This is a genomic window from Rhizobium sp. Root1204, from assembly GCF_001424965.1.
Classification (GTDB): Bacteria; Pseudomonadota; Alphaproteobacteria; order Rhizobiales; family Rhizobiaceae; genus Pararhizobium.
In genome coordinates, this window is the sequence record NZ_LMCZ01000041.1 from 183771 (window position 1) to 208219 (window position 24449).

At 58.2% G+C, this 24449-nt stretch carries 26 protein-coding genes and 1 pseudogene; 10 read left to right on the forward strand and 17 right to left on the reverse strand.

The features are described 5' to 3' along the window. Window positions 1-26 precede the first annotated feature (26 nt). Both ASC96_RS27510 and ASC96_RS27515 read right to left on the reverse strand, forming a co-directional pair. Window positions 27-1799 carry a TRAP transporter large permease subunit gene (locus tag ASC96_RS27510; RefSeq protein WP_060506253.1) on the reverse strand — a complete coding sequence of 591 codons (1773 nt, stop codon included), beginning with the start codon at window positions 1797-1799 and terminating at the stop codon, window positions 27-29. Further along, on the reverse strand, window positions 1796-2371 hold the full coding sequence (locus ASC96_RS27515; protein WP_060506254.1) for a TRAP transporter small permease subunit: 576 nt from the start codon (window positions 2369-2371) through the stop codon (window positions 1796-1798). Before ASC96_RS27515 ends, ASC96_RS27510 begins: the two co-directional genes overlap by 4 nt. Window positions 2372-2729: 358 nt before the next feature. On the opposite strand from ASC96_RS27515, the gene ASC96_RS27520 reads away from it, so the two are divergent. Next, the gene (locus ASC96_RS27520; RefSeq protein ID WP_060506323.1) at window positions 2730-4340 is read left to right on the forward strand and encodes a glycoside hydrolase family 43 protein; all 1611 of its coding nucleotides are present in this window, start codon (window positions 2730-2732) and stop codon (window positions 4338-4340) included. Between the two features lie 141 nt (window positions 4341-4481). Continuing rightward, the gene (locus ASC96_RS27525; RefSeq protein ID WP_060506255.1) at window positions 4482-4847 is read left to right on the forward strand and encodes an RcnB family protein; all 366 of its coding nucleotides are present in this window, start codon (window positions 4482-4484) and stop codon (window positions 4845-4847) included. A 37-nt stretch (window positions 4848-4884) separates the two neighbouring features. Here the strand turns inward: ASC96_RS27525 and ASC96_RS27530 are convergent, their stop codons facing one another. From ASC96_RS27530 to znuA, 3 genes are all read right to left on the reverse strand, one after another. Beyond that, window positions 4885-6831 carry a hypothetical protein gene (locus tag ASC96_RS27530; protein WP_082512284.1) on the reverse strand — a complete coding sequence of 649 codons (1947 nt, stop codon included), beginning with the start codon at window positions 6829-6831 and terminating at the stop codon, window positions 4885-4887. Window positions 6832-6909: 78 nt separating this feature from the next. Further along, on the reverse strand, window positions 6910-8115 hold the full coding sequence (zigA, locus tag ASC96_RS27535) for a zinc metallochaperone GTPase ZigA (RefSeq protein ID WP_060506257.1): 1206 nt from the start codon (window positions 8113-8115) through the stop codon (window positions 6910-6912). An 88-nt stretch (window positions 8116-8203) separates the two neighbouring features. Beyond that, window positions 8204-9190, reverse strand: a complete 987-nt coding sequence (gene znuA / locus ASC96_RS27540) for a zinc ABC transporter substrate-binding protein ZnuA (protein ID WP_060506258.1) — start codon at window positions 9188-9190, stop codon at window positions 8204-8206. A gap of 101 nt (window positions 9191-9291) precedes the next feature. On the opposite strand from znuA, the gene ASC96_RS27545 reads away from it, so the two are divergent. The 3 genes from ASC96_RS27545 to ASC96_RS27555 are packed head-to-tail and all read left to right on the forward strand — an operon-like array spanning window position 9292 to window position 11442. Then, window positions 9292-10212 carry a metal ABC transporter ATP-binding protein gene (locus ASC96_RS27545; protein WP_244482347.1) on the forward strand — a complete coding sequence of 307 codons (921 nt, stop codon included), beginning with the start codon at window positions 9292-9294 and terminating at the stop codon, window positions 10210-10212. Then, window positions 10205-11038, forward strand: a complete 834-nt coding sequence (gene znuB, locus ASC96_RS27550; protein ID WP_060506260.1) for a zinc ABC transporter permease subunit ZnuB — start codon at window positions 10205-10207, stop codon at window positions 11036-11038. Before ASC96_RS27545 ends, znuB begins: the two co-directional genes overlap by 8 nt. After that, the gene (locus tag ASC96_RS27555) at window positions 11038-11442 is read left to right on the forward strand and encodes a Fur family transcriptional regulator (protein ID WP_060506261.1); all 405 of its coding nucleotides are present in this window, start codon (window positions 11038-11040) and stop codon (window positions 11440-11442) included. The genes znuB and ASC96_RS27555 overlap by 1 nt, the downstream gene beginning before the upstream one ends. Window positions 11443-11509: 67 nt before the next feature. Here ASC96_RS27555 and ASC96_RS27560 read toward each other — a convergent pair whose 3' ends face one another. The 3 genes from ASC96_RS27560 to ASC96_RS27570 all read right to left on the reverse strand — a co-directional run bounded on the left by ASC96_RS27560 (window position 11510) and on the right by ASC96_RS27570 (window position 13005). Beyond that, a complete protein-coding gene (locus tag ASC96_RS27560) occupies window positions 11510-12040 on the reverse strand; it encodes a gamma carbonic anhydrase family protein (RefSeq protein WP_060506262.1) in 531 nt (176 codons plus the stop codon). A 9-nt stretch (window positions 12041-12049) separates the two neighbouring features. Further along, window positions 12050-12733, reverse strand: coding sequence for a fumarylacetoacetate hydrolase family protein (locus ASC96_RS27565; protein ID WP_060506263.1), 684 nt, complete (start codon window positions 12731-12733; stop codon window positions 12050-12052). Between the two features lie 68 nt (window positions 12734-12801). Beyond that, on the reverse strand, window positions 12802-13005 hold the full coding sequence (locus ASC96_RS27570; protein WP_060506264.1) for a hypothetical protein: 204 nt from the start codon (window positions 13003-13005) through the stop codon (window positions 12802-12804). A gap of 272 nt (window positions 13006-13277) precedes the next feature. Here ASC96_RS27570 and ASC96_RS27575 point away from each other — a divergent pair, with 272 nt between their 5' ends. Together ASC96_RS27575 and ASC96_RS27580 are read left to right on the forward strand one after the other, a co-directional pair. After that, complete coding sequence (locus ASC96_RS27575; RefSeq protein WP_060506265.1) at window positions 13278-13526, forward strand: hypothetical protein; 249 nt, start codon at window positions 13278-13280, stop codon at window positions 13524-13526. A 252-nt stretch (window positions 13527-13778) separates the two neighbouring features. Beyond that, entirely contained in the window at window positions 13779-14021 is a 243-nt protein-coding gene (locus tag ASC96_RS27580) for a DUF982 domain-containing protein (protein WP_037095905.1), read from the forward strand. A 21-nt stretch (window positions 14022-14042) separates the two neighbouring features. Here the strand turns inward: ASC96_RS27580 and ASC96_RS27585 are convergent, their stop codons facing one another. After that, on the reverse strand, window positions 14043-14228 hold the full coding sequence (locus tag ASC96_RS27585; RefSeq protein ID WP_060506266.1) for a hypothetical protein: 186 nt from the start codon (window positions 14226-14228) through the stop codon (window positions 14043-14045). A 136-nt stretch (window positions 14229-14364) separates the two neighbouring features. On the opposite strand from ASC96_RS27585, the gene dusA reads away from it, so the two are divergent. Beyond that, a complete protein-coding gene (gene dusA, locus ASC96_RS27590) occupies window positions 14365-15471 on the forward strand; it encodes a tRNA dihydrouridine(20/20a) synthase DusA (RefSeq protein WP_112834595.1) in 1107 nt (368 codons plus the stop codon). A 213-nt stretch (window positions 15472-15684) separates the two neighbouring features. Here the strand turns inward: dusA and ASC96_RS27595 are convergent, their stop codons facing one another. Further along, window positions 15685-15897, reverse strand: coding sequence for a cold-shock protein (locus ASC96_RS27595; RefSeq protein WP_037095903.1), 213 nt, complete (start codon window positions 15895-15897; stop codon window positions 15685-15687). Between the two features lie 494 nt (window positions 15898-16391). Here ASC96_RS27595 and ASC96_RS27600 point away from each other — a divergent pair, with 494 nt between their 5' ends. Continuing rightward, the gene (locus tag ASC96_RS27600; protein WP_060506324.1) at window positions 16392-16976 is read left to right on the forward strand and encodes a J domain-containing protein; all 585 of its coding nucleotides are present in this window, start codon (window positions 16392-16394) and stop codon (window positions 16974-16976) included. 29 nt (window positions 16977-17005) lie between these two features. On the opposite strand, the gene ASC96_RS32290 is transcribed toward ASC96_RS27600, so the two are convergent. Further along, window positions 17006-17401: a M10 family metallopeptidase C-terminal domain-containing protein gene (locus tag ASC96_RS32290; protein ID WP_244482349.1), complete on the reverse strand. Its 396-nt coding sequence runs from the start codon at window positions 17399-17401 to the stop codon at window positions 17006-17008. 40 nt (window positions 17402-17441) lie between these two features. On the opposite strand from ASC96_RS32290, the gene ASC96_RS27615 reads away from it, so the two are divergent. Continuing rightward, window positions 17442-18529 (forward strand): IS3 family transposase gene (locus ASC96_RS27615; RefSeq protein ID WP_156397733.1). Its coding sequence is split into 2 segments (ribosomal slippage): window positions 17442-17697 and window positions 17697-18529, totalling 1089 coding nucleotides; the frame shifts between segments, so codons are not numbered across the junction. Window positions 18530-18579: 50 nt separating this feature from the next. Here ASC96_RS27615 and ASC96_RS34480 read toward each other — a convergent pair. The 6 genes and pseudogenes from ASC96_RS34480 to ASC96_RS27645 form a co-directional block, all read right to left on the reverse strand. Beyond that, window positions 18580-19197 (reverse strand): annotated as a pseudogene (locus tag ASC96_RS34480) (hypothetical protein); the annotation flags it as partial. Window positions 19198-19448: 251 nt separating this feature from the next. Next, window positions 19449-19838, reverse strand: coding sequence for a hypothetical protein (locus ASC96_RS27625; RefSeq protein WP_060506270.1), 390 nt, complete (start codon window positions 19836-19838; stop codon window positions 19449-19451). Between the two features lie 906 nt (window positions 19839-20744). Next, window positions 20745-21314: a hypothetical protein gene (locus ASC96_RS27630; protein WP_156397731.1), complete on the reverse strand. Its 570-nt coding sequence runs from the start codon at window positions 21312-21314 to the stop codon at window positions 20745-20747. A gap of 24 nt (window positions 21315-21338) precedes the next feature. Continuing rightward, a protein-coding gene (locus tag ASC96_RS32295) for an IS5 family transposase (RefSeq protein WP_100248102.1) occupies window positions 21339-22102 on the reverse strand; the annotation gives its coding sequence in 2 pieces (ribosomal slippage) (window positions 21339-21775 and window positions 21775-22102; 765 coding nt in all). A gap of 29 nt (window positions 22103-22131) precedes the next feature. Next, window positions 22132-23133, reverse strand: coding sequence for a P-loop NTPase fold protein (locus ASC96_RS27640; RefSeq protein WP_156397732.1), 1002 nt, complete (start codon window positions 23131-23133; stop codon window positions 22132-22134). A gap of 160 nt (window positions 23134-23293) precedes the next feature. Beyond that, a complete protein-coding gene (locus ASC96_RS27645) occupies window positions 23294-23758 on the reverse strand; it encodes a DUF3828 domain-containing protein (protein ID WP_060506326.1) in 465 nt (154 codons plus the stop codon). Window positions 23759-24449 lie beyond the last annotated feature (691 nt).

Here is a 24449-nt window from a genome sequence, read left to right on the forward strand (position 1 = left end):
CGGTTCGAGACCGGCCCATTCGGTTGTCAGTTGAACGACGGCGGCGCGCTGAGGTCGTTGGCTGGCTTCTGTTCCGCCGGTTTCTGGCTGCCGTCGAGTGGATTGCCACCCGGCAACTGCAGGCCGCCGGGTAAGCCGAGACCGCCGCCATTGTCGGGCAGCGTCAGTCCGCCGCCGCCGGTGCCAAATCCGGGAACCTCGATCTTGATCGTGTTCGGATCGACCACGGCGGCATCGCCCTTGTAATGCATGACCATCTGCGGGAACGCGATAGTGAGAGCCACCATGATGATCTGGATGCCGACGAAGGGCACCGCACCCCAGTAGATCTGTCCCGTTGTCACCGGCTGCGTGATCTTGCCGGTCACCCTGTCGAGATAGGGGACCTTGGCTGCCACTGATCTCAGGTAGAACAGCGCAAAACCGAAGGGCGGATGCATGAAGCTGGTCTGCATGTTGATGCCGAGCAGGACGCCGAACCAGATGAGGTCGATGCCCAGTTTGTCGGCCGCCGGTGCGAGCAGCGGGACGATGATGAAGGCAAGCTCGAAGAAGTCGAGGAAGAATGCCAGGAAGAAGACCAGCAGGTTGACGGCGATCAGGAAGCCGGTCTCGCCGCCTGGCATGGCAACCAGCAGATGCTCGACCCAGATATGACCGTTGACCCCATAAAAGGTCAGCGAGAACACGCGGGCGCCGATAAGGATGAACAGCACGAAGGCCGAGAGGCGCGTTGTGGCCGTCAGCGCCGAACGCACGACGTCCATGCTGAGCCTGCCCTTGGCGGCGGCCATCACCAGTGCACCAACCGCGCCCATGGCTCCGCCTTCGGTCGGCGTGGCAATGCCGAGGAAGATCGTACCGAGCACGAGGAAGATCAGCGCCAGCGGCGGGATCAGCACGATGATGACCTGCTGGGCAAGCCGGGACATCGCGTTGACCTTCAAGGTCCTGTCGAGAAGCGCAACAACATAGATGAAAGCGACGCCCACCGTTGCGCCGAGAATATCGGCATTTTCACCATGGGTTGGATAGAGATAGATATGGGCGGCATAGGCAAAGCCCGCCGCGACGACCAGCGCGATGAATAGCGAGGTTACGCCTGAGCCCAGCGTGCGGGCTTCGAGCGGCAGCGCCGGCATGGAATCGCGCCTGACGAACGTCATGATCAGGATGTAGAGCATGTACAGTCCGGTCAGAACCAGGCCTGGGATCAAGGCGCCGGCATACATGTCGCCGACGGAGCGGCCGAGTTGGTCGGCAAGAACGATCAGAACGAGCGATGGCGGGATGATCTGTGCGAGCGTGCCGGACGCTGCGATAACGCCGGAGGCGACGCGCCGGTCGTAACCATAGCGCAGCATGATCGGCAGCGAGATCAGGCCCATGGCGATGACGGAAGCGGCAACCACGCCGGTGGTCGCCGCCAGCAATGCGCCAACGAAGATGACGGCATAGGCAAGGCCGCCACGGACCGGGCCGAACAGCTGGCCGATCGTGTCGAGCAGGTCTTCGGCCATGCCGGAGCGTTCGAGCACGATCCCCATAAAGGTAAAGAAGGGAATGGCGAGCAAAGTGTCGTTCGACATCACCCCCCAGAAACGATCCGGCAGCGCATTGAGCAGCGGCCAGGAGAGGTTGATCGAACCGCCGGACAAGGGGGCGAGTTCAACGCCGATGATGAAGAACAGCAGGCCGTTGGCGGCGAGCGAAAAGGCAACAGGGTAGCCGAGCAGAAGGAAGACGATCAAGGATACGAACATGATCGGCGCGAGATTGACGGCGATGAATTCCATCATGGGCGTGCCTCCGGAGCGGCAATGTCGTCAAGCGGCGCGTGGGTCGGCACGTATGGTGTCGGATCCTCCATGTTGCCGGTCATGATGGCGATCTTCTTGATGATTTCGGAGACACCCTGCAGCACAAGCAGCACGAAGCCGAACAGCAAAATGGCCTTGGCCGGCCAGACGATCAGGCCGCCGGCACTGGAAGAGCCTTCCTGCGAGCGAACCGACATCAGCACATAGGGGACGAGGTAATAGGTCATCAGCAGGACGAACGGCATCAGGAAGAAGACGTGACCAAACAGGTCGATCCAGTGCTGCGTCCGGCGCGAAAACTTGCCGTAGACCACGTCGATGCGGATATGTTCGTTCTGGCTGAGCGTGTAGGCCGCCGCCAGCATAAAGGCGGCGCCAAACAGGTACCATTGCGCCTCAAGCCAGGCGTTCGACGACATGTTGAAGATTTTTCGGATAATGGCATTGCCGGCGCTGACCAGTACGGCCACCAGGATCAGCCATGAGACTGATTTGCCGATGATTTCCGTGACACGATCAATGAGCCTGCTGATACCGAGCAGTGCGGTCATGTATATTCCTCCCCGCCAAGCTGATTTTCGATCTTTTTTTGCCAAGCATAGCCACAGTGCCGATTTCAAGTGCCGTTTCAAGTCTGCGTCCGGATTTTCCGGCATAGTCCGGCAACGTCATACCAAAGTCGCATATGGACTTTCCGTCTTTGCCTAAAGCTTAGGCAGGAACTTTGGGAAACCTGCGTGCAAACGGCGGTAGCTCTGCTGCAGGATGTTGCCACGCATAGGGAAAAGCGTGAGTCGGTGGCGACGCGGGGAATGTCGCTTCCAACATCAAACAAGGACTTGCAAGTGCGCCCGGTTTCAGGCCGTATGGCATTTCGAGAATCCATGAGGTACGTTCGTCATGACCGCGATGATCCGCAATCCGATCCTTCCAGGCTTCAATCCGGACCCATCCATCTGCCGGGTCGGCGAGGACTATTATATCGCCACCTCCACCTTCGAATGGTATCCGGGCGTACAGATCCATCATTCGCGCGATCTGGTAAACTGGACCTTGGTGCGACGGCCGCTGGAGCGGGCAAGCCAGCTCGATATGCGCGGTAATCCCGACAGTTGCGGCGTCTGGGCGCCGTGCCTGTCGCATGCGGATGGTCTGTTCTATCTGGTCTATACCGACGTCAAACGCTTCGATGGAAACTTCAAGGATGCTCACAACTACATCGTCACTTCGCCAACGATCGAAGGCGAATGGTCGGATCCGGTCTATGTCAATTCGTCCGGCTTCGATCCATCGCTGTTTCACGATGACGATGGCCGCAAATGGTTTCTCAACATGCAGTGGAACCATCGCACCGAGAGCTTTGGCGGCGCTCCGAAATCGCCGGCCTTTGATGGTATCCTGCTGCAGGAATGGGATCCGGTGGCGAAAAAATTGACCGGCGCGATCCGCAATATCTTTGCAGGGAGTGCGCAAGGCCTGGTGGAAGGGCCGCATCTCTTCAAGCGGAGTGGCTGGTACTATCTGACGACCGCGGAAGGTGGCACTGGCTACGATCATGTGGTGACCATGGCGCGTTCCCGGACGATCGAGGGGCCGTATGAAATGCATCCGCAGACACATCTGATCACCTCCAAGGATCATCCTGACGCTGCGCTGCAAAGGGCAGGGCATGGGCAGTATGTCGAGACCCCGGACGGGCAAGCCTATCATACCCACCTGACCGGCCGTCCTCTGGCACCGTTACGCCGCTGCACGCTCGGCCGCGAGACGGCGTTGCAGAAATGCGTCTGGGGCGAGGACGACTGGTTGTATCTTGCGCAGGGCGGGGTCGTGCCGGATGTCGATGTGCCGGCACCGGGCGAGGCGGTTGTCATCGACAAACCAGCCCGTGTTGAAACCGAATTCGACAGTCCGCAATTGCCCAGGGATTTCCAGTGGCTGCGGACACCGGTGCCAGAGCGGATTTTCTCGCTGTCGGAAAGGCCGGGCCATCTGCGGTTATTCGGCCGCGAAAGCATCGGCAGCTGGTTCGAGCAGGCTCTGGTGGCAAGACGTCAGGAACATCACTCTTTTCGAGCGGAAACCGTCGTCGAATTTGAGCCCGACACTTATCAACAGGCTGCGGGGCTCACGCATTATTACAATCGCCACAAGTTTCACGCGGCCGCCGTCACGCTGCACGAACAACTCGGCCGGGTGGTGACAATCTTTTCCTGCAATGGTGATTTCCCGCATAGCCGCATGACATTCCCGGTCGAAAGCGGCGTCTCCGTGCCGTTCGGCCGGGTGCATCTGGCCATGGAAATCCGTGACAACGATCTGCAGTTCTTCTGGCATGCGGATGGGTATCGCACATGGCGCAAACTCGGGCCTTTGCTCGATGCCGGCGTGGTTTCGGATGAAGGCGGACGCGGCGAGCATGGGTCCTTTACCGGGGCATTCGCCGGCGTCTTTGCCTTTGACACATCGGGCCGGGCGCAGGAGGCGGATTTTGACCGATTTATCTATGAGGCGCTGTAATCGTCGGTTGCAAGTTTGTTCGTTGTATCAGTTAATTCTTATAATTAACTGATATCATTACAATTTTGTAATTTGCTGTTTCAGTTTCCGTTCATCTTTGCGGCCGTAGTTTCGGGATGTCAAAAACGAAAGGACACCCCGATGAAACGTTTGCTGATTGCGCTGGTCGCAAGCTCCTTCCTGACGGCGCCCCTGACGGCGCAGACGGCTTTTGCCCAGCCGGCCCGGCCGTTCGAAGTTGCTCAGGTGAAGGAGCGTCATGTCGAGAAACGCGTTTACCGGCATGGCAATACCAGGATCGTCGAAAAGAATGTAGTCGTTAAGAAGCGCTGGGCACGCGGCCACCGCCTGTCGCCCTCCGAGCGCCGCCGCATCGCCGCTGTCAATGACTATCGCCGCTATAAGCTGCGCGCGCCGCCACGCGGCCAACAATGGGTTCGCGTCGATAACGACTTCCTGCTGATCAGCGTCGCCACCGGCGTCATCGTCAACATGGCGACGCGTTGAGACCGGAACAAGTGGGTGGGCGGCCTCCTGTGCCGCCTTACCGGAAGGGCGATGTGCGCGCGGGTTGCGCGGGCACATCGAAATGCTCAGGTGCAAGCTTCTGTCTGGCTCGGTCGGCCATCATTCCATAGGCCGTTTCCAGATGGCGGCAGAAACGTTCCGCGTCAAACAGCGGCGCCGTATAGCGGTTGGCTTCGATCGTCTGCTTCAGATGCGCAACCCGCGCTGGATCGTTCGATAGAGCAATGGCTTGGCCAACGAACGTGTCGAAATCCGGGGCTGCAAGCTCACCAAGGCCGATCGCCGTCAGCAGGCTTTCCGATACGCGCGATGCAAAATTGCTTCCCTTGACCGTCAACACCGGCAAGCCTGCCCAGAGTTGGTCGGATGTTGTCGTGTGGCCATTGTAGGGAAACGTGTCGAGACCAAGGTCGGCGGCCTGCAGGCGGGCGATATGCGCCTCGTAGTTTGTCTTGGGTGCAAAGATGATGCGATCCGCTTCCACGCCGCGGCTTTTAATGGCGGACAGGAAGTTACCGCGGGCGACGTCTCCGTCGATCATCACCCAGAGAACCGTATTGCCGGTGCCGCGCAGGATCTCTGCCCAGCAATCGAGCGTCGGTAGCGAGACCTTGCGGGCGGCATTGAACGCCGCCAGGACGAAGCGATCGTCAGGCAACCCCAGATCTGCGCGGCTGCGCGCTGGTGGGCGGGCGCGGTAAACCGGGTCGTTCGGCTGGTAGGTTTCGGGCAGCCGGCAGAATTTCTCGTGATAATGCGGCTTCGAACTGTTCGGCAGAACGATGGCGTCGCCGATCACATAATCGCATTCGATGTTGACTGTACTTCCGGGGAAACCGAGCCAAGCCACCTGGACCGGCGCGACCATATGGTTCAGGATCTTCGAGCGCGATCCTGCCGTATGGCCCTTGAGATCGACCAGGATGTCCGTCTGCCGGGCCTTTATCGCGTCGGCGGCCTCAGCGTCGGAAAGCGCCTGAATTTGGACGATCTTCCCCCATTTTTCGCGGTTTCCACCGTCGAAGCCGATAAATCTCTCCGGCGTGTAACAGTAGAGTGTTACGTCGAACCGGTCTCTGTCATGTGCCTCCAACACGCTTTGGAACAACCGCATGGTGGCGTGGTCGTCCCACAGATCGCTGGAAAGGTAACCGATCCGGAGCCTGTCGCCCCACACATGCGGGCGCGACTTCCTTTGCCGGCTTGCCGTGGGTGAGGGGAGTTGCGAAACGCCTGGATTGTTCGTCGCCAGCCGGTTCAGCCGTTCGACGCCGCAGTGCAACAGATTCGAATAGCCGGTTTCGCCGGCGAGAGTTTCCATTCTACCGGCAGCGATCTCGGCGGCAAGCCAGCGCTCGATCTGCTCGATCGCTGCGTAATCGCAAAAATCCCGTGCCACGGACAAATATTTGAGCTGCGCATAAGGGTCGTCCGGATGGAGCGCTGCGATCTTGCGGAACAGCGTCAAGCTGACCGGATTGCGATCGTCGGACGCGAAAATGTCGCCGGCGAGATTGAGGTGATCCGGGTCATCGCTTTCCACCAGTGTATTTTTGACGAGGTCGACGAGAGCGTTATCGCCGGTGCGCAGCAGCGAACGGGCGAGGATATAGGCAAGCTCGGGATCGTTGGGCAGCGATTTGAGAAGTTTTATGCCGATGAGCTGGGTACGGTCATCGTCGCCGGTCGCGAAATAAAGTCCGCAGGCGCGCCGCAGAAGAATGGGTGCGTCAGAGCCGGCATGCTGCGCCGCCTGTTCAAACGCTTCCGCTGCCTCAGCGGTGAAACCGAGTTTTTCCAGCACTTTCGCGAGTAGCAGCGTTACCTCAGCCGCTTCTTCGCTCTCGCCAAGCATCCCGTTGAGGATTGTCAGTGCTTCGATATATTGGTTCTGTTCGAATGCCGCTGCCGCCGCGGCAATTCCTTGTCCACTCATACTGATGCCTGCTCCGGGCTGTGCCATTTAGAGATTCCAGCGGGAATGTGCCCTGCTTTGCTTGCGCGAGGCAGGGCGTCACGCCGGCTTGCCGCGGCGGGATCATCAGGCACTCCGCTGGCTCCACTCCGTAAACGGGTCCGGCAAGGCCCGCCAGCGGTCCGGGGTAAATGCCTTGGCATCGACCAGACACTCGTCGAGTTCCGCTTCCAACGTTGCCTGATCCATTGGATCGGCACCGATAAAAACGATCTCCTGGCGGCGGTCGCCCCAGACAGGATCGAGATAGGGTTTCATCATCGCCAGGAAACCCGGATCATCCGGCCATTGGGTTTTCGGAACCGCCGACCACCACAGTCCCATTTTCGCGGTGCGCACCATCGGTCCGGCCTGGCTGAGTTCGCCTGCGTGATGCGGGCGTGTTGCCAGCCAGAAGAAACCCTTCGCCCGTACAACGCCCGGCCATGGCCGGTGGACGAAATCGTGAAACCGCGCTGGATCGAACGGCCTCTTCGCCCGGTAGACGAAGGAGCGGATGCCATATTCCTCGGTTTCCGGAATGTGGTCCTTGAAGCCGTGCAGTTCCTTGTACCAGAGCGGATGCTGTTCAGCTTTCAGCATATCGAACAGGCCGGTGCCGAGAACGTCGCGCAGCGCCACCTTGCCGAAATCGGTCTCGATCAGCCGCGCGTCGGCATTCAGCCCGGCAATGATTTTTCGTGCGGCATCGCGCTGCTCGGGTGTTGCGCTGCCCGTCTTGTTGAGAATGACGACATCGGCAAATTCGATCTGCTCGACCAGCAGATCAACAAGCGTGCGGTTATCATTGTCTCCGGCCGTATCGCCGCGATCGGCCAGAAAGTCGGCGGAGGAATAATCCCCGAGCAAGCTCACGGCATCGACCACCGTTACCATCGTATCGAGCCGTGCAACGTCCGCGAGGCTGTTGCCGTCTTCGTTGCGGAATTCAAACGTGGTGGCGACGGGCAGGGGTTCGGCAATGCCTGTCGATTCGATCAGCAGATAGTCGAACCTGTCCTGTTCCGCGAGCTTGCGGACTTCGTTGAGCAGATCGTCGCGTAGGGTGCAGCAGATGCAGCCGTTGGTCATCTCGACCAGCTGCTCCTCCGTACGCGAAAGATTGGCGCCGCCGTCGCGCACCAGCGCCGCGTCGATATTGACCTCGCTCATGTCGTTGACGATGACCGCGACCCGCAGCCCGTCTCGATTGTTGAGGATGTGGTTGAGCACCGTGGTCTTTCCGGCGCCAAGGAATCCGGAGAGGACGGTGACCGGTAGCTTGTCGGGCATGTTTTTATCCTTAATGTTATATTATTACATTTGATGATCTAAAAAAGCGGACCATTGGCCCGCTTTTTCAAAGTCTTGGGAGGACGTCCTAGCTGCCGTTGGAAAGGCATGTCTTCAGCGATACGCCAATACCCTCCATCAGCTGGAAATAGAGGTCGGGTCCTGCTTCAAGTGTCGCCGCCTCCGGGTCCAGCGTGCCGGATTTGGCCGATGTGCCTTCGAGCACGACATTGACCAGCTTGGGCTCGAACTGCGGTTCGGCAAAAACGCAGGTGGCGCCGAGTTCGACGATCTTTTCATGGATCTGCTTCAGCCGCGCGGCGCCGGGCAGGGTTTCTGGGCTGACCGTGATCGATCCGGCCACTTTCACCTGATAGCGATGCTCGAAATACTGGTAGGCGTCATGGAAAACGATGAAGGGCTTGTCCTTGATTGGTGCGACGGTCTCGGCAAGCGTTTTGTCCAGTGCGGCGAGGCGGGTGTTCAGCGCATCGAGATTGGTCTTGTAGGCGGCGGCATTGTCCGGGTCTGCCGCAGCCAGCGTCTTTTCGATTTCGACGGCCATCGCCGTGGCATTGGCCGGGTCGAGCCAGAGATGCAGGTCGAACTCACCCTCGTCGTGATGATGGCCGGCTTCACCATGGGCATGCCCCTCGGCACCTTCTTCGTGCTCGTCGCCGTGGTCATGGGCTTCAAAGGCGCCGCCTTCGCGGAATTTCAGTTTTTCAAGGCCGGGTGCATCGTCGAGCTCAACGAGCTTGGCCTTGCTGCCGAGCGATTCCAGTGGCTTTTCGAGAAAGGCTTCCAGCCCATGACCGACCCAGAAGACAACATTGGCCTTCTCCAGCGCCGAAGCGTTGGAGGGCTTCATGCTGTAGGTGTGTGGGGAAGCTGCTCCTTCAACGATCAACGCCGGTTCGCCAACGCCCTGCATGATCGAGGCGACCAGGGAGTGGATCGGCTTGATCGAGACGACGACATTGGGAACCTCGGCATGGGCGGCTCCGGCTGCCAGGAGTATCGTGGGGGCGAAAACGAGGGAGGATGTCAAAAGGAGGGAATTTTTCAGGCTCATGCGGGAACTCCTGTCTTGTAAATCAATGTAATGTTATTACATCAATTGCGTTATGCTATAACGTGTGGCATAGCGGCTGGCAACACCCCATCCGGATTTTTTTGATGCTGAATTTTCACAAGTCCGATCAGGCACCACTCGTCTCGCTCAACAATACCGGCATCCGCCGTAACGGCCGCTGGCTGGTGCGTGGGGTCGAATTTTCGATCCGCCGTGGTGAGATTGTCACGCTGATTGGCCCCAACGGTTCCGGCAAATCGACGACGGCGAAAGCTGCGATCGGCGTCTTGAAGCCGGATGAAGGCTGGGTCGAAAAAATGCCGGGTCTGAAGGTCGGTTATGTGCCGCAGAAGCTGGCGATCGACTGGACGCTGCCTTTGACCGTCGAGCGGCTGATGACGTTGACCGGACCGCTGAAGGGACGCGAAATCGAGGAGGCGCTGCAGTCGACCGGTATCGCCCATCTCGCCCGCGCCGAGGTGCAGCACCTGTCCGGCGGCGAATTCCAGCGTGCCTTGCTGGCCCGCGCCATCGCCCGCAAGCCGGATCTTCTGGTGCTGGACGAACCGGTGCAGGGCGTCGATTTTTCGGGCGAGATCGCGCTTTACGACCTGATCAAGTCTATTCGCAACAGGACGGGCTGCGGTATCCTGCTGATCTCCCACGATCTGCATGTGGTGATGGCCGAGACCGATACGGTAATCTGCCTCAATGGCCATGTCTGCTGCCGCGGTACGCCGCAAGTGGTCAGTCAGAGCCCGGAATACCTGAAGCTGTTCGGCAGCCGCGCCGCAAAGTCGCTCGCCGTTTATAGCCACGATCACGATCATACTCATCTTCCGGACGGCCGCGTGCTGCATACCGATGGCAGCATCACCGAACATTGCCATCCCGATGACGGTCACCATCATGGCGATCATGCGCATGGCGATGCTCATGAGCACGTGCATGGCCCAGACTGCGGCTGTGGCTATAAGAGCCGCCTGCAGGGATACGATACCAAGGAGAACGGCCGTGTTTGATGATTTCTTCACCCGCGCGCTCATTGCCGGTATAGGACTTGCAATCACCGTCGGCCCGCTCGGCTGCTTCGTCATCTGGCGGCGCATGGCCTATTTCGGCGATACGATGGCCCATTCGGCGCTGCTCGGCGTGGCGCTATCGCTGCTGCTTGATCTCAATTTGATGCTCAGCGTCTTCATCGTTGCCGCCGCCGTGTCGCTGCTCCTCCTGCTGCTTCAGAAGCGTGGCGCGCTGTCGACCGATGCGCTGCTCGGCATTCTCTCGCATTCGGCGCTGTCGATTGGCCTCGTCATGGTCGCTTTCATGACCTGGGTGCGGATCGATCTGGTTGGCTTCCTGTTTGGCGATATTCTTGCGGTGTCGGAGGCCGATATCGATCTGGTCTGGGGTGGTGGCATTCTCGTTCTGGCCGCCATCGTCTATCTCTGGCGGCCGCTGCTTGCCTCCACCGTCAATCCGGAACTGGCCGAGGCAGAAGGTTTGCAGCCGGAGCGGGCGCGGCTCTATTTCATGCTTTTGATGGCGCTTGTCATCGCGATCGCCATGAAGATCGTCGGCATCCTCCTGATCACGTCGTTGCTGATCATTCCGGCAGCCACCGCCCGGCGGTTTGCGACGTCACCCGAAATCATGGCGGTGCTCGCCTCGGTCATCGGCGCGCTTGCGGTTACCGGTGGGCTGTTCGGCTCGCTGCATTTCGATACACCGTCCGGCCCATCAATCGTGGTTGCGGCGATGGGGCTTTTCGTGCTCAGTCTGCTGCCGTTCGGCCGCAACAAAAACGCTGAGACGGCGATACATTCGACGCATGGAGGACATCACTGATGGCGGCACAACAGCTTACAAAGAACCAGTCGCTGGTCCTCGACGCACTCCATCATGCCGATGGCCCGCTCAGCGCCTACACGATCCTCGATAAGCTGCGTGATCACGGGTTTCGTGCGCCGCTGCAGGTCTACCGGGCGCTCGACAAGCTGTTGGAATTCGGCCTGATCCACCGGCTCGAAAGCATGAATTCCTTCGTCGCCTGCGCCCATCCGGATCATCAACATCACCATGATCATGGGGTCACTGCCTTTGCCATCTGCGAGGATTGCGGGCAGGTGACCGAGATGCACGACGAAGCCATGGAAGAGCGGCTGACGGTTCTGGCTGGAAAGCAGCATTTCAAGACCGAGAAGACCACGATCGAAATCCGCGGTCACTGCCAGAACTGCACCGCTGAATAAGAGCACGATTGTTTGAACCGGGTTCCGCACAGAACCCGGTTCAAACACAGCGCAATTCCGGCGCCACCTATTCGATGACGGAAAGGCTGGTTGCAAACAACTGCCATTTTTTGACGTAGCCATCAGCCGATTTCCGCAGTCCGGCGACAGCGGCATCGTCCATCAGCCGGATGGCTTTCGCCGGCGCCCCGACGATCAGCGAATTGTCCGGAAAGACCTTGCCTTCCGTCACCAGTGCGTTGGCGCCGACCAGGCAGTTGTTCCCGATGACGACGCCGTTCAGCACCGTTGCTCCCATGCCAATGAGCGAGTTGTCGCCGATGGTGCAGCCATGCACGATGGCGCGGTGGCCGATTGTGCAGCCTTCGCCGATAGTCACGGGCAGTCCCGGATCGACGTGAATGACCACGCCCTCCTGGATATTGGTGCGGGCGCCGATGCGGATCGGTTCGTTGTCACCGCGCAGCACCGCGCCGAACCAGACGCCGACATCGTCGCCCAGTTCGACTTGACCGATGACGTGCGCATCAGGCGCAACCCAATAGCGATCTTCCGGCGGCACAGCGGGCCGGGTGGCCCCAAGAGCATAAAGCGGCATGGTTCCCCCTTAAACGACCGCAACGGTCAGCGTCGCGACGCCATCGATGCCGCACGATACTGTGTCGCCTCGCGATACGGGACCGACGCCCGACGGGGTGCCCGTCATGATGATGTCGCCGGCGGCGAGCGTAAACAGTTTTGACAGTTCGGCGATGATCTCCGGTATTTTCCAGATCATCTGATTGAGATCGCCCTGTTGCTTGGTCTCGCCGTTGATTTTCAGCCAGATATTGCCATCGACGGGATGCCCGATCGCTTGCGCCGGCACAATCTGCGATACCGGCGCCGAATGTTCGAAGGCCTTTGCCGCAGCCCAGGGTTTGCCGGCCGCCTTTGCCTGCGCCTGCAGGTCGCGCCGGGTGAAATCGATGCCGACAGCGTAGCCGTAGACGCAGTCAAGCGCGTCTGCAGCCTCAATGGCATCACCACCATGCTTCAGTGCGATCACCAGCTCGACTTCGTGATGCACGTCGGATGTAAGAGGCGGGTAGGGGAACGCATTGCCATGGACAAGGTTGTCCGGATTCTTCTGGAAAAAGAAGGGTGGTTCCCGGTCCGGATCATGCCCCATCTCGATGGCATGGGCGGCATAATTGCGCCCGACGCAATAGACGCGGCGGACCGGAAAGGTTTGCTCGGAATTCACCACCGGCAAAAGCACCGGCGCGGGAAGGGGGATTACAGTTGTCATCGATATCCAGACATCCAAATTGCGAATGCTGGACGATAGCACCCCATAACCGGGTGGGGAAAGCGGCCTCAGCTGCAGACGTAAGCCTGAAGCTGGTCGCGTGTCAGAAACTGGCTGTCTGCCCGCGAATTGAATTCGGGGTGCGTGTATTCGAGGCTGGGGACGTCCGGAAGTTCGAGTGCTTGACGTACGGTCATGATGCCAACGTCGCGACGGTCGCTGCCACGCTTCAGACTGACTTCAACGATGCGGTATAGATTTTCCTCTACCATGTGTTCTCTCCCGTCTCTTTATTTTTTTGATTCTGGGCTGCAGTAGCTACTCCGAAATTGGTTTTTATGAGGCACCTCAGCTATTAGCATGCCACACATGAAGAAATCGCAACAGTGATTTTTTAGCAGTTGCTTTAATTTGTGCCGGAATGGAGCACCCTTCTTTTTTGACCTTTTGAACGCGTATTCGCATCTGGTTGTTTCAAGCATTTCCGAATTGGAACAATCGCTCTGCCTAGGTGTTGTGTTCGCGACAGCAAAAGGAGCCTGAGATGGCGAACATCAAGAACTTGCGGACCGGTTTTACCGGCGAACTCAAAGAGACTGGCGGCGTAACCGCCAAGGCGAAACAGGCGGCGGCTTATGTCCGCGATGAGGCCTCGGCCGTGGCGCAGAGCGCTCAGGAGCATCCGTCCGCGACCAGCGCGGCCTTTCTTGTTTTCGGAGCGGCCGCTTTCGTTGCAGGCTATCTGATCGGCACCGCCTCCAGCGCCGAGTCTACACGAAGACGTTACTGGTAACGGTTGCATTGCGTCAGATTTTAATTGATTTTTGTGCATCGCAGCATTATTGTTCCATCCATCGCAGCGATTCACCTCCTCCCGAAGAGCTGCGATCGATCAGCGGCCACCTCCTCCCGGCCGTGGGTCATTTTCAGAAGCCTGCCGCACCTCCTCCCGCGGCAGGCTTTTTTCGTTTGGCACTCTGCCCAACGGGAACCAAATGGGTTATCTTGCCGTTATGGTCTGGCAAGACATTCGGAGGAGACGCTCATGCCAAATGCCAAATGGTCCAATCCCGTGGAAGTCGGGTTCGAGCATAAAGGTTCGAAGATCGTTTTCGGACCGTTCGATGCCCTCATCTGCCTGATGGACACCTGGCCCGATCTTCGTGGTCCGCGCTACGTTGCTGCGAGAAGCTTCTGCCGTGCCGCCATCGACGGCCGCAAGTCGCCGGAAGAGGCGCGAGAGGTTTTCATCGCCGCCGCGCAAGAGGCCAAGTTGCAGGCGCATTGATCCATCTCAAATAGGGTCTCGTCAGGCCTTAACTGCGCAGTTGGCGCAGAGCTTGGTGCTGGTGCCTGCCGATATGGTGCCCTGCCTGCTGTTGCTGAACATCAGGTTTCCAGTGTGCATTTCTTCTTTCGGCGCCCGCCTTATTGTCTGCGGCGCAGCTTCATTCTTTCTTTTAGAAACAGTCCAGCAGCCTTCCAAAAGTTCCATCTCGCTTTCAAAACCTTGCCGCTGTATAAGGCCGCAATTGGTTAGGCCGTTTGAGCCGTGAGAGCTTCTCCGCTTGCGCCTGTTTCTCCACCACAATGTACCACCGCCGGGACGTGCGGGGATGAAAGTATTTTTGATGGACAATGTAGCGATCCCGGCATTGACGAACGCCGCTGCGGGTTACTTCGGAGCGCCCGTGTTCGCTGTCGCCCCGATGATCGATTGGACGGATAAGCATTACAGGTTTCTGGCCCGGCAGCTTTCCAGGCATGCGTTGCTCTACACCGAGATGATCGTCTCCGAGGCGATCCTGCGCGGTGACCGGGAGAGGTTGCTGGGGTTTGATGCAGTCGAGCATCCGGTTGCCCTGCAGTTGGGCGGTAACGATCCCGTCAAGATGGCCGAGGCTGCGCGGATTGGCGAACAGTTCGGTTATGCCGAGATCAATATCAATGTCGGCTGCCCTTCGGATCGTGTCCAGTCTGGCACATTCGGCGCCTGCCTGATGCGTGAGCCCTCCGTGGTGGCTGACTGCGTGGCGAAGATGAAGGCGGCGGTGTCCATTCCTGTGACGGTGAAATGCCGGATCGGTGTCGATGACCAGGATCCGGAGATTGCCTTGCGCGATTTGGTCTCGCGGGTCGTGCAGGCCGGAACAGACGCCGTCTGGGTTCATGCGCGAAAAGCGTGGCTGCAGGGGCTGTCGCCGAAGGAGAACCGCGATATTCCGCCGCTGGATTATCCGCTGGTTCATCGGCTCAAGGCGGAGAATCCCAATCTTTTCATCGGGATCAACGGCGGTCTTGGCAATCTGAATCAGGCAGTTGACGAGCTGAATCAAGGCGCTGTTCTGGATGGGGTCATGCTCGGGCGGGCTGCCTATCACGATAGCGCCATGCTGACGGCCGTGGATGGGTATTTTCCGCATCCGTTGACCGGCGCTGGCCCAGCCGGTTCCGGCGGCGAGGTGTTTACGGCCAATGGCCACCGGCAGTCGCTGGAGTTCTGGGCCGGGGTGCGCGAGGCGATGATGGGCTATGCGGCCGGGCATATCGCGTCCGGCGGGCGGCTGATCCATGTCACCCGCCATATGGTCGGGCTTTTCCAGGGCTGGCCGGGCGCCCGGCGATTCCGCCAGATCCTGTCGGCCGATGCGACGCGGGCAGGGGCCGGACCGGAGGTCATCGCGGCGGCCTTCGATGCGATCTTTGCTGCAGCCGAGGCAAAGCAGGCGGCTGAGTAAAAAGGTCCCGCGTAAACCTCGGGCATCACAAACGGCGGCCATCACGCGGGCGTAAAGCCTTACCGACGACGCGGGGACGGCCCGCTTTCTCGCTTCCTGCCGCCATGATCATCATGGCACGGATTTTGGCGGCGGGGACGATCGTTCAGCAAAAAAAACGGCGCCCCGAGGGACGCCGTTCAATTCAGTCATCGCAAGCGGTCAGATCGAGGCTTAGTCAGCCTGGATGTTGACAGCCTTCGGGCCCTTGCCCATGCGATCCGGCTCGGTGTCGAAGGTGACCTGCTGGCCGTCCTTCAGGGTCTGGAGACCAGCGGCCTGCAGCGCGGAGATGTGTACGAACACGTCCTTTGCGCCGCCTTCCGGCGTGATGAAACCAAAACCCTTGTCCTGGTTGAAGAATTTTACGGTGCCCTTGGTGGCCATGGGAGAAGTCCTTTTTCCCTTAATGATGTGTCCTCACCCCTGCCAGGGTGGAGACGTTTTTCTTTCCGGTTTTGTCTTTATTCCGGAAAGCCAGTCGGAGAAGTCGATAACGGGGAAAGAACGTCTACAGTGCCTTTCGGCACGCCCGGATTTCTCCGGGACCATACAGCCAGTCCAGTCTCCGGGATGCAAACGCCCGAACGCGGAAAATATTTGCAGCAAAAAAAGAAAATAGCAAGCGTTTAATCCTTTGCACTCAACCGCCTGTCGGTACTGGCGGCGCGGTGCACCAGGGCGGCACATCCGCCGGGTTTTGCGCGCCGCCACGGTCCCGGCCGGGGAAAACCGCGCACCGTCGCGATCCTGCCCCAATTTGGTCCCGGCAATGTCCGATTAAGGGGCGCCCACGCCGCATCCGCTTTTGGGTTGATGCGGGATGGGCGAACGGTTAGGTCAGGGATGAAGTGACGAATGCTGGACTGCGAGGTGTTGCCGTGATCGACCCCTATGAAACGCTTGGAATTGCCCGCGATGCCGACGAGCAGGCGATCAAGGTTGCCTATCGCAAGGTGGTGAAGGCCGCTCATCCCGACAGTGGCGGCGATACCGAAGCGTTTGGGCGGCTGCAGGCCTGCTACGACCTGTTGAAGGATCCGGTGCGCCGCAAGGTCTATGACAATACCGGCTATGACCCGCAGCTGGCCGATCCACGCGACCTGCAGGGCATCTTGAAGCTGGAAACGCTGGTCAGCGACTTCATCCTCGACGAGCGCGAGCCCGGCAGTTTCGATCCCGTCGCCGCCATGCGCCGCAGACTCTCCGACGATATCGTCAAGAGCCGCTTTCACATTCTCGAGCTGGAGCGCCACCGCGCCCGCGTGCGCCAGCATCTCGACCGTCTCGGCCGCCGCCCGGCCGCCGACATTCTCGGCTCGATGCTGCGCACCCGCTCGCAATCGATCGCCGAGGCGATCCGCAGCGCCGAATCGCAGATCGAGGCGACCGAGCAGGCCTATACGCTGCTCGAAGGCTATTCCTACGAGCTGGAATTTCTGGAAGAGGTGAAGGCGGCGGAATAGGGCGCCGTTTTCTCCTCCCCCTGCCGAATTCAGAGAATGAACATGTCCTTCGACAGCGATAGTGCGTCGTCGAGATGCAGGACGAAATCGGCCTTCCTGTCGCCGTTGATATCGGCATAGACATACGTGTCTGACGCGTTTTTTTCGTAGCGCAGTTCGCCAGCCCGGCCCGAGAAGGCCTTGGTGGCGATGAAGGCGAAGGACTGGTCACCAATCGCTTTCGTGCTGGCGTCAATGGCCGACAGATCGATCTTGTCGCCGCGGGTGAAGTCGAAGATCGTATCGGTTGCAGCCTTCGAAAGGCCGAGGTCCTTTACCGATTTGAAGACGAAGACGTCCTTTCCGGCGCCGCCATAGAGATCGTCGAAACCGGCGCCGCCATTGAGGCTGTCATGGTAATCCCCCCGCCAATTAAAGGGCTTCAAAAGTAGAATTTTCTCGGGCTTTATGATCGAGGAGATTTTGATGAAGACGAGCAGATTTAGCGAACCACAAATCCTTGCAATCCTTCGCCAGGCGGAGGGAGGTGTCCCTGTACCCGATCTTTGCCGGGAACATGGAATGAGCACGGCGTCCTTTTACAAATGGCGGTCCAAATACGGCGGAATGGACGCGTCGATGATCAGCCAGATGAAGGCTTTGGAGGATGAGAACCGTCGGCTGAAGAAGATGTATGCCGAGATGAGCATGCAGGCCGAGCTTCTGAAGGAGGCTCTTGGAAAAAAATGATGCGGCCATCTCAACGCCGGGAGATGGCTGGGAAAGCAGTGGCGCTACGTGGGGTCAGCATTGCGTTGGCCTGCCGTACCTTCGATGTCAGCGAGACATGTTATCGTTACAGCGCCAAGCTGAACGACGAGAACGAGCAGATTGCCGATCTGCTGATCGGGCTGACGAGGGCGAAGAAGACGTGGGGCTTCGGCCTGTGCTTTCTTTACCTGCGCAATGTCCGGGGACATCGCTGGAACCACAAGCGCGTGTACCGCATCTACCGCGAACTGGAATTGAACCTCAGGATCAAGCCACGCAAGCGTTTGAAGCGGGACAAGCCCGATGCCCTGACCGTGCCGGAAGCACCGAACCTGGTTTGGTCCATGGATTTCATGGCGGATCGTTTGGAAGACGGTAGGCAATTCCGGCTGTTGAATGTCTTGGACGACTACAACCGCGAGGGGTTGGGCATCGAGGTGGATTTTTCGCTGCCTGCTGAACGCGTCATCCGCAGTCTGAACCAGATCATCGAGTGGCGCGGCAAACCGTTCGCCATTCGTGTGGATAATGGACCTGAATATGTCAGTGGCAAATTGATGGGATGGGCCGAAACGCAAGGAATTGCCTTGAGCCACATCCAGCCCGGAAAGCCGCAACAGAATGCCTATGTCGAGCGCTACAACCGCACCGTCCGACATGAATGGCTCGACCAATACATCATCGAAAGCATCGAGGAGGCACAGGAATTCGCCACACAGTGGCTATGGACGTACAACAACGAACGGCCCAATATGGGCATCGGCGGCATAACGCCCGCACAGAAACTGAAAATGGCCGCGTGAATTCTACTGCGGAGCCCCGTGAAAAACGGGGGGATTACCTCATCGCCTGCGCCGCCCTTGAGAATATCGTTTCCCTTGCCGCCTTCGAAGATGTCGTTTCCGGCGCCACCGAACAGTTTGTCGGCTGCGGCCTGGCCGCGGATGAAGACGGCGTCGTTTTTCGCCTGGTAGGTGATCGCGCCGCTGGAGGAGGTCCGGAAGATCACGTTGAGAATGAGGGAGGAATCGTCGAAGGTCGACATGCCTTGAAAGTCGATGGCGATCCTGTTCTCGCTGAAGGTGATGTCGTTGGCTTTCAGAGCGATGATATTGGTCTTGAGGGTGACGCCGATGATCGGCGCGATCGCGTTGTTCAGGTCCTCGAAGACGGCGCCGTTGAACTGCGCGGAGATGTTCTTCTTGCCGACGGTGTAACCGGTTTTCCAGAGAACCGTCTTGTCGAAATCGAAGCCGATCGCGGTGTTGGTCACGGTCATCTTGAAGAGCTCGGCGCTGCCTGATGTCAGTCCTTTGATTGTCGTCAGCCCGTTGATCAAGGTATCGGAGCCCCATTCGGGGCGCGTTTTCTGTTCTTCGATGGTGCGGTCGGGACCATAGAAATAATATTGATAATGCAATGTCTTGCCGTCGAAACCCACGTGCCTGCTCCAAGTTTGAATAGCAACCATAGGGGGTGACGGTAAACGTTTCGCTAACCATAAAACGGTCTCGCTGGTCTCTGCGCGCACGACGTCTTGTGTGTGGGATTGAATGCGCCCTTTCACGACGCGCCGGCGGGGCGCAGGACACCTTGGGCGCGCGCAAGGGGTTTCTCACGGCGCAGACGCGCCGTGGCTGGATTCCCGCCACATGGGCGAGAATGACGGAGAGTGAGGCTCTGTGACATGCGGCAAGTGTCCGCGGTGGCTCCCGTCCTTGTTCATTTCGCTGCTGGCTCCGTGCGTGCGACGCTTGTTTCGCGGTCTCGGCGGAAGGCGTCGAAGCGGCGTTTGTCGTGGGGCGGGACGGCGGTGCGGGCGAGTTCGACGCAGACGTCCAGAAAAGCCCGCTTCCCGGGATTGCCCCAGGTGTATGTCAGGCCCTGATGGCCGCCATATTCGAGGATGATCAGGGCCTCGCGGTAAAATTCATCGAAAACCTCGCGCTGTGCTGCGGTCAGATTGTGCAGGCAGCAGGGTTCGCCGCTGTTTTTGAAATGCCAGAAGCAGGTGTTCTTGCGGCGGCAGTCGCGGCGGCGGCAGGCCAGATGCGGCATGGCCAGCATCTCGGCGGTGCGGGCCATCAGCCGTGTGTGGACGGGAAGGGGCATGTCTCTTCTCCTTTGACTGTGTTGCCGGCCACGCGCTCGCATTCACGCGCGAAAAAAATGCCGCCGTGGTTTGAAGGCAGGACGGGGCGCTGAAAGCTGCCGCGTTTGATGGTAAAAAGTGACACCTCTCAGCGCCCCGTTCGGCGGTTTTTGCCCGCGACTTGGGTCTCTCTGCGGTGGTGAGACAGACGGTGTTCGTCTGACCCGATGGACCCCGGCTGAACCAATTTATCAGCAACGCTCCACCCGGCCGCCGCCGGGTTGTTACACCCGGCGAAACCACCCGCTCACCCACCCTGTGTGCCGCACAGGCACGCCCGGCGCGCTCTTTCGGGCTTCAAGAGACAAGGAAAAACCCTTGCCTCTCCCCGTGTCGCCGGAGGGAGAGCATTTTCCGCGAACCCCGGATAGGAGGATGTCCGTCCTTTCCTCAAACCCGGCGCCGGCCCCGCCTCGCTGCCACGGCTGGCAGTGTATCCACGGCGGAACGGGAGAAGTATGGCACGGGTTTTGGGGGCGGGGATTTTGTGGGTGTGGTGGGGAGCGGGATTGCGCAGGTGGCATTTGGGTAAGGGGTTGATTTTGCGCGCTCTCTCACCGAGGGGAGGTGGTGATGCCGCGTCTTTCGAGCAGAAATTTATCCCCGTTGCCGGTCGGGAAATTGGGGCGCTGTCCTCGCCTCCGTCATTCCTGTGCCTGTCACAGGAATCCAGCCACGGCGCGTCTGCGCCGTGAAGGCGCTCTTTTGTTTCGCGTATTAGAAAGGGTCTTGCGCGCTGTGGACACGGCGCACTGAATTCCTGTGACAGGCACAGGAATGACGGAGGGAGGGTCGATTCCGCGTTGCAAACAACAGGGTTCCCGAGGCGAAACGTTATGATCTCACGCGTCTTTGTCTCCGAATGTTTAACTGTAAACTAACTTGCCTTTTCGAAGGTCGCTATCTCCTTCTCTTTCCCAAAATTTTATCATTTCAAAATTTCTTCTTTTTCTTTCCCCAGAATACTGGCTGATATCAAGCATATAAGCATCATATATCTTTCCCTTCCGATCTCGTACGGTAACTCTGGAGCTTATGTGATGTAAAAATTTTAGATCAACAAGTTCCTTTATTGGAAAGACAAACTTCTCCGAGGATTCTTTGTCTACCAAAAGGCAGTTTGTATTTGTTTTCTCTAGGCAAAAATTCCGAATTTTCTCAAACTCTGCCCTCAAACCTCTCGACTCGTCAGGTGATGTATCAAACTGAAAATCTTCCTGTTTAAATGAATCAAGTTCACCGGCGGCCTTGTTTACATCCTCTGCAGAAATCCGCTCGCCTCGAAATCTATCATTACCTGCCAACCGCTGTCTCGCCACATCGATTGAGCGTCGAGTTAAACTTAGAAAATCTCTTGCAACGCCCCCACTAGCCAAAACTAATCGATCTCTAGCGCCATCTGAAAGTATGTCGCTGACCTTGGAATCATACTGCACGCAAAATTACTCTAGGGTGTCGACTCATAAACTTTGGCACCATATTCTTGTTGCGACGAGCTTTACGGCGGCGAGGTAGTTTTCCGGGCGCTTGTCATATCGGGTTGCGATTCCCCGGAACTGCTTGATCCTGTTGAAGAACCGTTCCACGAGATTGCGTTGCCTATAGACCCAGCGCGAGAACACGAAGGAGCCCTTGCGATTACTCTTCGGCGGGATATTGGCCCAGGCCTTTCGCTCGGCGGCCTTAGCCCGAATGGCATTCGTGTCATAACCCTTGTCGGCCAGCAGGATGTCCCCCTCGCCAAGCTCATCCGTCAGCGCGTCGGCTTCGGCACAATCGGCGATCTGTCCACCAGTCAGACGCAGATTGACCGGGCGACCTTCGGCATCGACGAGCGCGTGGATTTTGCTCGTAAGCCCGCCGCGGGAACGTCCCATACCACCATCGTCTCCATCCCTTTTTTTCCCGTGGCCGCGTGCTGGTGAACGCGGACACAGGTCGAGTCGATCATGACGATGTCGCCATCGTAGGCCTTGGACACCGCTTCAAGAAGCCGATCCCATACCCCGGCTTTGCGCCAGCGGACGAAGCGGTTGTAACAGGTCGTCGGCGGGCCATAGCGTTCCGGAACTTCCGCCCAAGGCGAGCCCGTTCGAAACCGCCAGAGGATGCCATTCAGTACCCGCCGATCATCGACCCGGGCAACACCGCGTGGCTTGTTGGGCAACAACGGCGATATGATCGACCATTCGTGGTCAGTCAGTTCGTAGCGACGACGCGTCATCAAATGCTTCCCTATTTCGAAGCCTTGAATCACGGCGGCCGATAAATGCCAAGAAATTTTATGAGTTTACGCTGTAGTATCCTAATTAAGAACTTTTTGGTAAGATCATACCTCTCAAGTGTGACGTCTAGGTCAATTTCGTCTGCATCATCACCAAGTTTTACACCTATTGCTTGTGTTCCGGTTGTGTACCATTTGGTTCTGTGCTTGATAGTCCCGATTTTTAGCCATGTATCTGTTCCTTTGGTTATTCTATGAAAGTAATCAATAACCATTGCTTGATCAGATTTTCTTATGTGATAAAGATCATCAAGGAGAATATATGATGATCCATCTGCACATGCAGATATTTTCTCAAATAAATCTTTGAATTCCAAAATTCTTCTGTGAAGAATCTCTATCTTCTTGTTTTCATAAGTATCCACTATTTCCTTTTCTGTCTCTTTGGAAATTGTGGCTTTTGCAGATAGGTTACTTGAGGGGCCATCAAGCGAAGCGGTTCCTTCGCCTCCCTTTGCTAGGGATTGGCGCGCTGTTCTGGTGCGATCAATTGTTTCTGCCTCAGACAAGAGATGCTCTAACTCAACTTTGATTTTGTTTATAGAATTAGAAACTTTTGCTACCTCACCCTTGTCCAATGCCTTTCTTGTTGGTTTTTTACCAAATAGTTTTTCCCAGAAAGATTGTTTTGAACCAGGTAATATAGCCGCCGTTTCCATCCATTTTTCATATGATGAGAGAGTTTTTATTAGAATGCTCACCAAAACATCAGGATAGCTGTGTCCTTTAAAGGTTTCCAAATCGATATAGGCGACGGGAGTTCTCGATAAATTGAACTCACTTACAAGTTTATTTAAGAGACTCGATTTTCCTGAGCCCCTGCGACCAAATATCAGATGGTGCCGTTTACTTTTCGCGCGTGATAGAGTGCCCTGAGCTGGCTCAATAAAATATTTTACACCTTCGCGTGTTGATCTAGTGGCTTCTTCTAACGTTGCTGCAAAGTCATCAATTTTATTTGTTTCAAGCATATTAACGAATCTTTCCGCATTTCTATTCGATTAAGATAATAGCGTTTTGGTTGTGGGCAACTATTTTTTTTCAACTAATTTTGGAATTCGTTGGTGGGATAGCTAATATGGCTCTGGCGATAATTGGATTCGAAAAGGCCAGCCGGTTGGGATTTTTACTCTACCGCGCACCATCAAACAACGCGCTCAGGCTCCACGGATATTCCCCCTGCTGGTCGGCGATGTCGTCGACTTTCCAGCCGCCGTGTTCCTTGACCAGCGTGTAGAACAGCGTCACCGGTCCGGAATTCCGGAACGTCACTTCGACTTCGGCGGTATCGTCGATGACGGCCGGCTGGCCGATTTCGACATCGGTGGCCTGGCCGTCATTGCCTGAGATCACCGGGTCGAAATCGATGGTGCCGGCATCGCCGGCCGCTGTGCCGTCGGCATCTTCCTGGAAGCGGGCGTTCAACTGGTCGGAGAAGAACGGCGCGTAGGGCGAGGGGGCGTTTTCGGCGGTTCTGGCGGTGTCGTAGCTGTAGAGCGCCTCAAGCAGGGCCTCCGGGGTCTTGTAGGGTGCGGCCATGGCGGGAAGCGTTGACAGGGCGAGTACGGCGGAGAGGAGGAGGGCGGGCAGGCGCATGGCAGGTCCTTTGGCGGCTGTGGTGTGTTTGAGCAGTAGCCGATGGGCGGTGGTCTGGCCATGGGGCATTTTTGGGGGGATGGCTGGTGCGCGGCAGGCGGCGGTTTCCTTCTTCTCCCCAGCGGGGAGAAGTGCCGAGCGACGGCGAGGCGATGAGGGGGCGGTGCGGCACATTCTGAGCGCTTGGCCCCTTCATCCGGCCCTGCGGGCCACCTTCTCCCCGGCGGGGAGAAGAGGGAGCGGGCGGGATCTTGCGGGTGTCTCGGGGTGGGCGCGCGCTTTGCGGCGTTGAGGCGCACTATGAGGGGCGGCACGGCAGAAAGGGTGCGTGCGGCCCCCTCATCCGGCCCGTTGGGCCACCTTCTCCCCGGTGGGGAGAAGAGGGAACGGGCGGAAACTTCTTCGGCTTTCCCATCCCCCTGCGGGGGATCACGGTTTGTTGTGGTCTGGCCATGCGGCATTGTTGGAGATGTGGCTGGCGTGTCCCACTTCTCCCCAGCGGGGAGACGTGCCGGGCGGAGGCGAGGCGATGAGGGGGCGGTGCGGCAGAATAGGTGCCTGTGGGGCCCTCATCCGGCCCTGCGGGCCACCTTCTCCCCGCTGGGGAGAAGAGGGAGCGGGCGGGGCCTTGCGGGCGTCTCGGCGTGGGTCCGGAATATGCGGGGCGGCACCCCCCTCTGTCGGCTTTGCC

Excerpts from the sequence above, each read along its gene's own strand:
- ASC96_RS27510 (WP_060506253.1), bottom strand. The coding sequence starts at position 1,799 with ATGATGGAATTCATCGCCGTCAATCTCGCGCCGATCATGTTCGTATCC.
- ASC96_RS27515 (WP_060506254.1), bottom strand. The coding sequence starts at position 2,371 with ATGACCGCACTGCTCGGTATCAGCAGGCTCATTGATCGTGTCACGGAA.
- ASC96_RS27520 (WP_060506323.1), top strand. The coding sequence starts at position 2,730 with ATGATCCGCAATCCGATCCTTCCAGGCTTCAATCCGGACCCATCCATC.
- ASC96_RS27525 (WP_060506255.1), top strand. The coding sequence starts at position 4,482 with ATGAAACGTTTGCTGATTGCGCTGGTCGCAAGCTCCTTCCTGACGGCG.
- ASC96_RS27530 (WP_082512284.1), bottom strand. The coding sequence starts at position 6,831 with ATGGCACAGCCCGGAGCAGGCATCAGTATGAGTGGACAAGGAATTGCC.
- zigA (WP_060506257.1), bottom strand. The coding sequence starts at position 8,115 with ATGCCCGACAAGCTACCGGTCACCGTCCTCTCCGGATTCCTTGGCGCC.
- znuA (WP_060506258.1), bottom strand. The coding sequence starts at position 9,190 with ATGAGCCTGAAAAATTCCCTCCTTTTGACATCCTCCCTCGTTTTCGCC.
- ASC96_RS27555 (WP_060506261.1), top strand. The coding sequence starts at position 11,038 with ATGGCGGCACAACAGCTTACAAAGAACCAGTCGCTGGTCCTCGACGCA.
- ASC96_RS27560 (WP_060506262.1), bottom strand. The coding sequence starts at position 12,040 with ATGCCGCTTTATGCTCTTGGGGCCACCCGGCCCGCTGTGCCGCCGGAA.
- ASC96_RS27565 (WP_060506263.1), bottom strand. The coding sequence starts at position 12,733 with ATGACAACTGTAATCCCCCTTCCCGCGCCGGTGCTTTTGCCGGTGGTG.
- ASC96_RS27570 (WP_060506264.1), bottom strand. The coding sequence starts at position 13,005 with ATGGTAGAGGAAAATCTATACCGCATCGTTGAAGTCAGTCTGAAGCGT.
- ASC96_RS27575 (WP_060506265.1), top strand. The coding sequence starts at position 13,278 with ATGGCGAACATCAAGAACTTGCGGACCGGTTTTACCGGCGAACTCAAA.
- ASC96_RS27580 (WP_037095905.1), top strand. The coding sequence starts at position 13,779 with ATGCCAAATGCCAAATGGTCCAATCCCGTGGAAGTCGGGTTCGAGCAT.
- ASC96_RS27585 (WP_060506266.1), bottom strand. The coding sequence starts at position 14,228 with ATGGAACTTTTGGAAGGCTGCTGGACTGTTTCTAAAAGAAAGAATGAA.
- dusA (WP_112834595.1), top strand. The coding sequence starts at position 14,365 with ATGGACAATGTAGCGATCCCGGCATTGACGAACGCCGCTGCGGGTTAC.
- ASC96_RS27595 (WP_037095903.1), bottom strand. The coding sequence starts at position 15,897 with ATGGCCACCAAGGGCACCGTAAAATTCTTCAACCAGGACAAGGGTTTT.
- ASC96_RS27625 (WP_060506270.1), bottom strand. The coding sequence starts at position 19,838 with ATGCCCCTTCCCGTCCACACACGGCTGATGGCCCGCACCGCCGAGATG.
- ASC96_RS27640 (WP_156397732.1), bottom strand. The coding sequence starts at position 23,133 with ATGCTTGAAACAAATAAAATTGATGACTTTGCAGCAACGTTAGAAGAA.
- ASC96_RS27645 (WP_060506326.1), bottom strand. The coding sequence starts at position 23,758 with ATGCGCCTGCCCGCCCTCCTCCTCTCCGCCGTACTCGCCCTGTCAACG.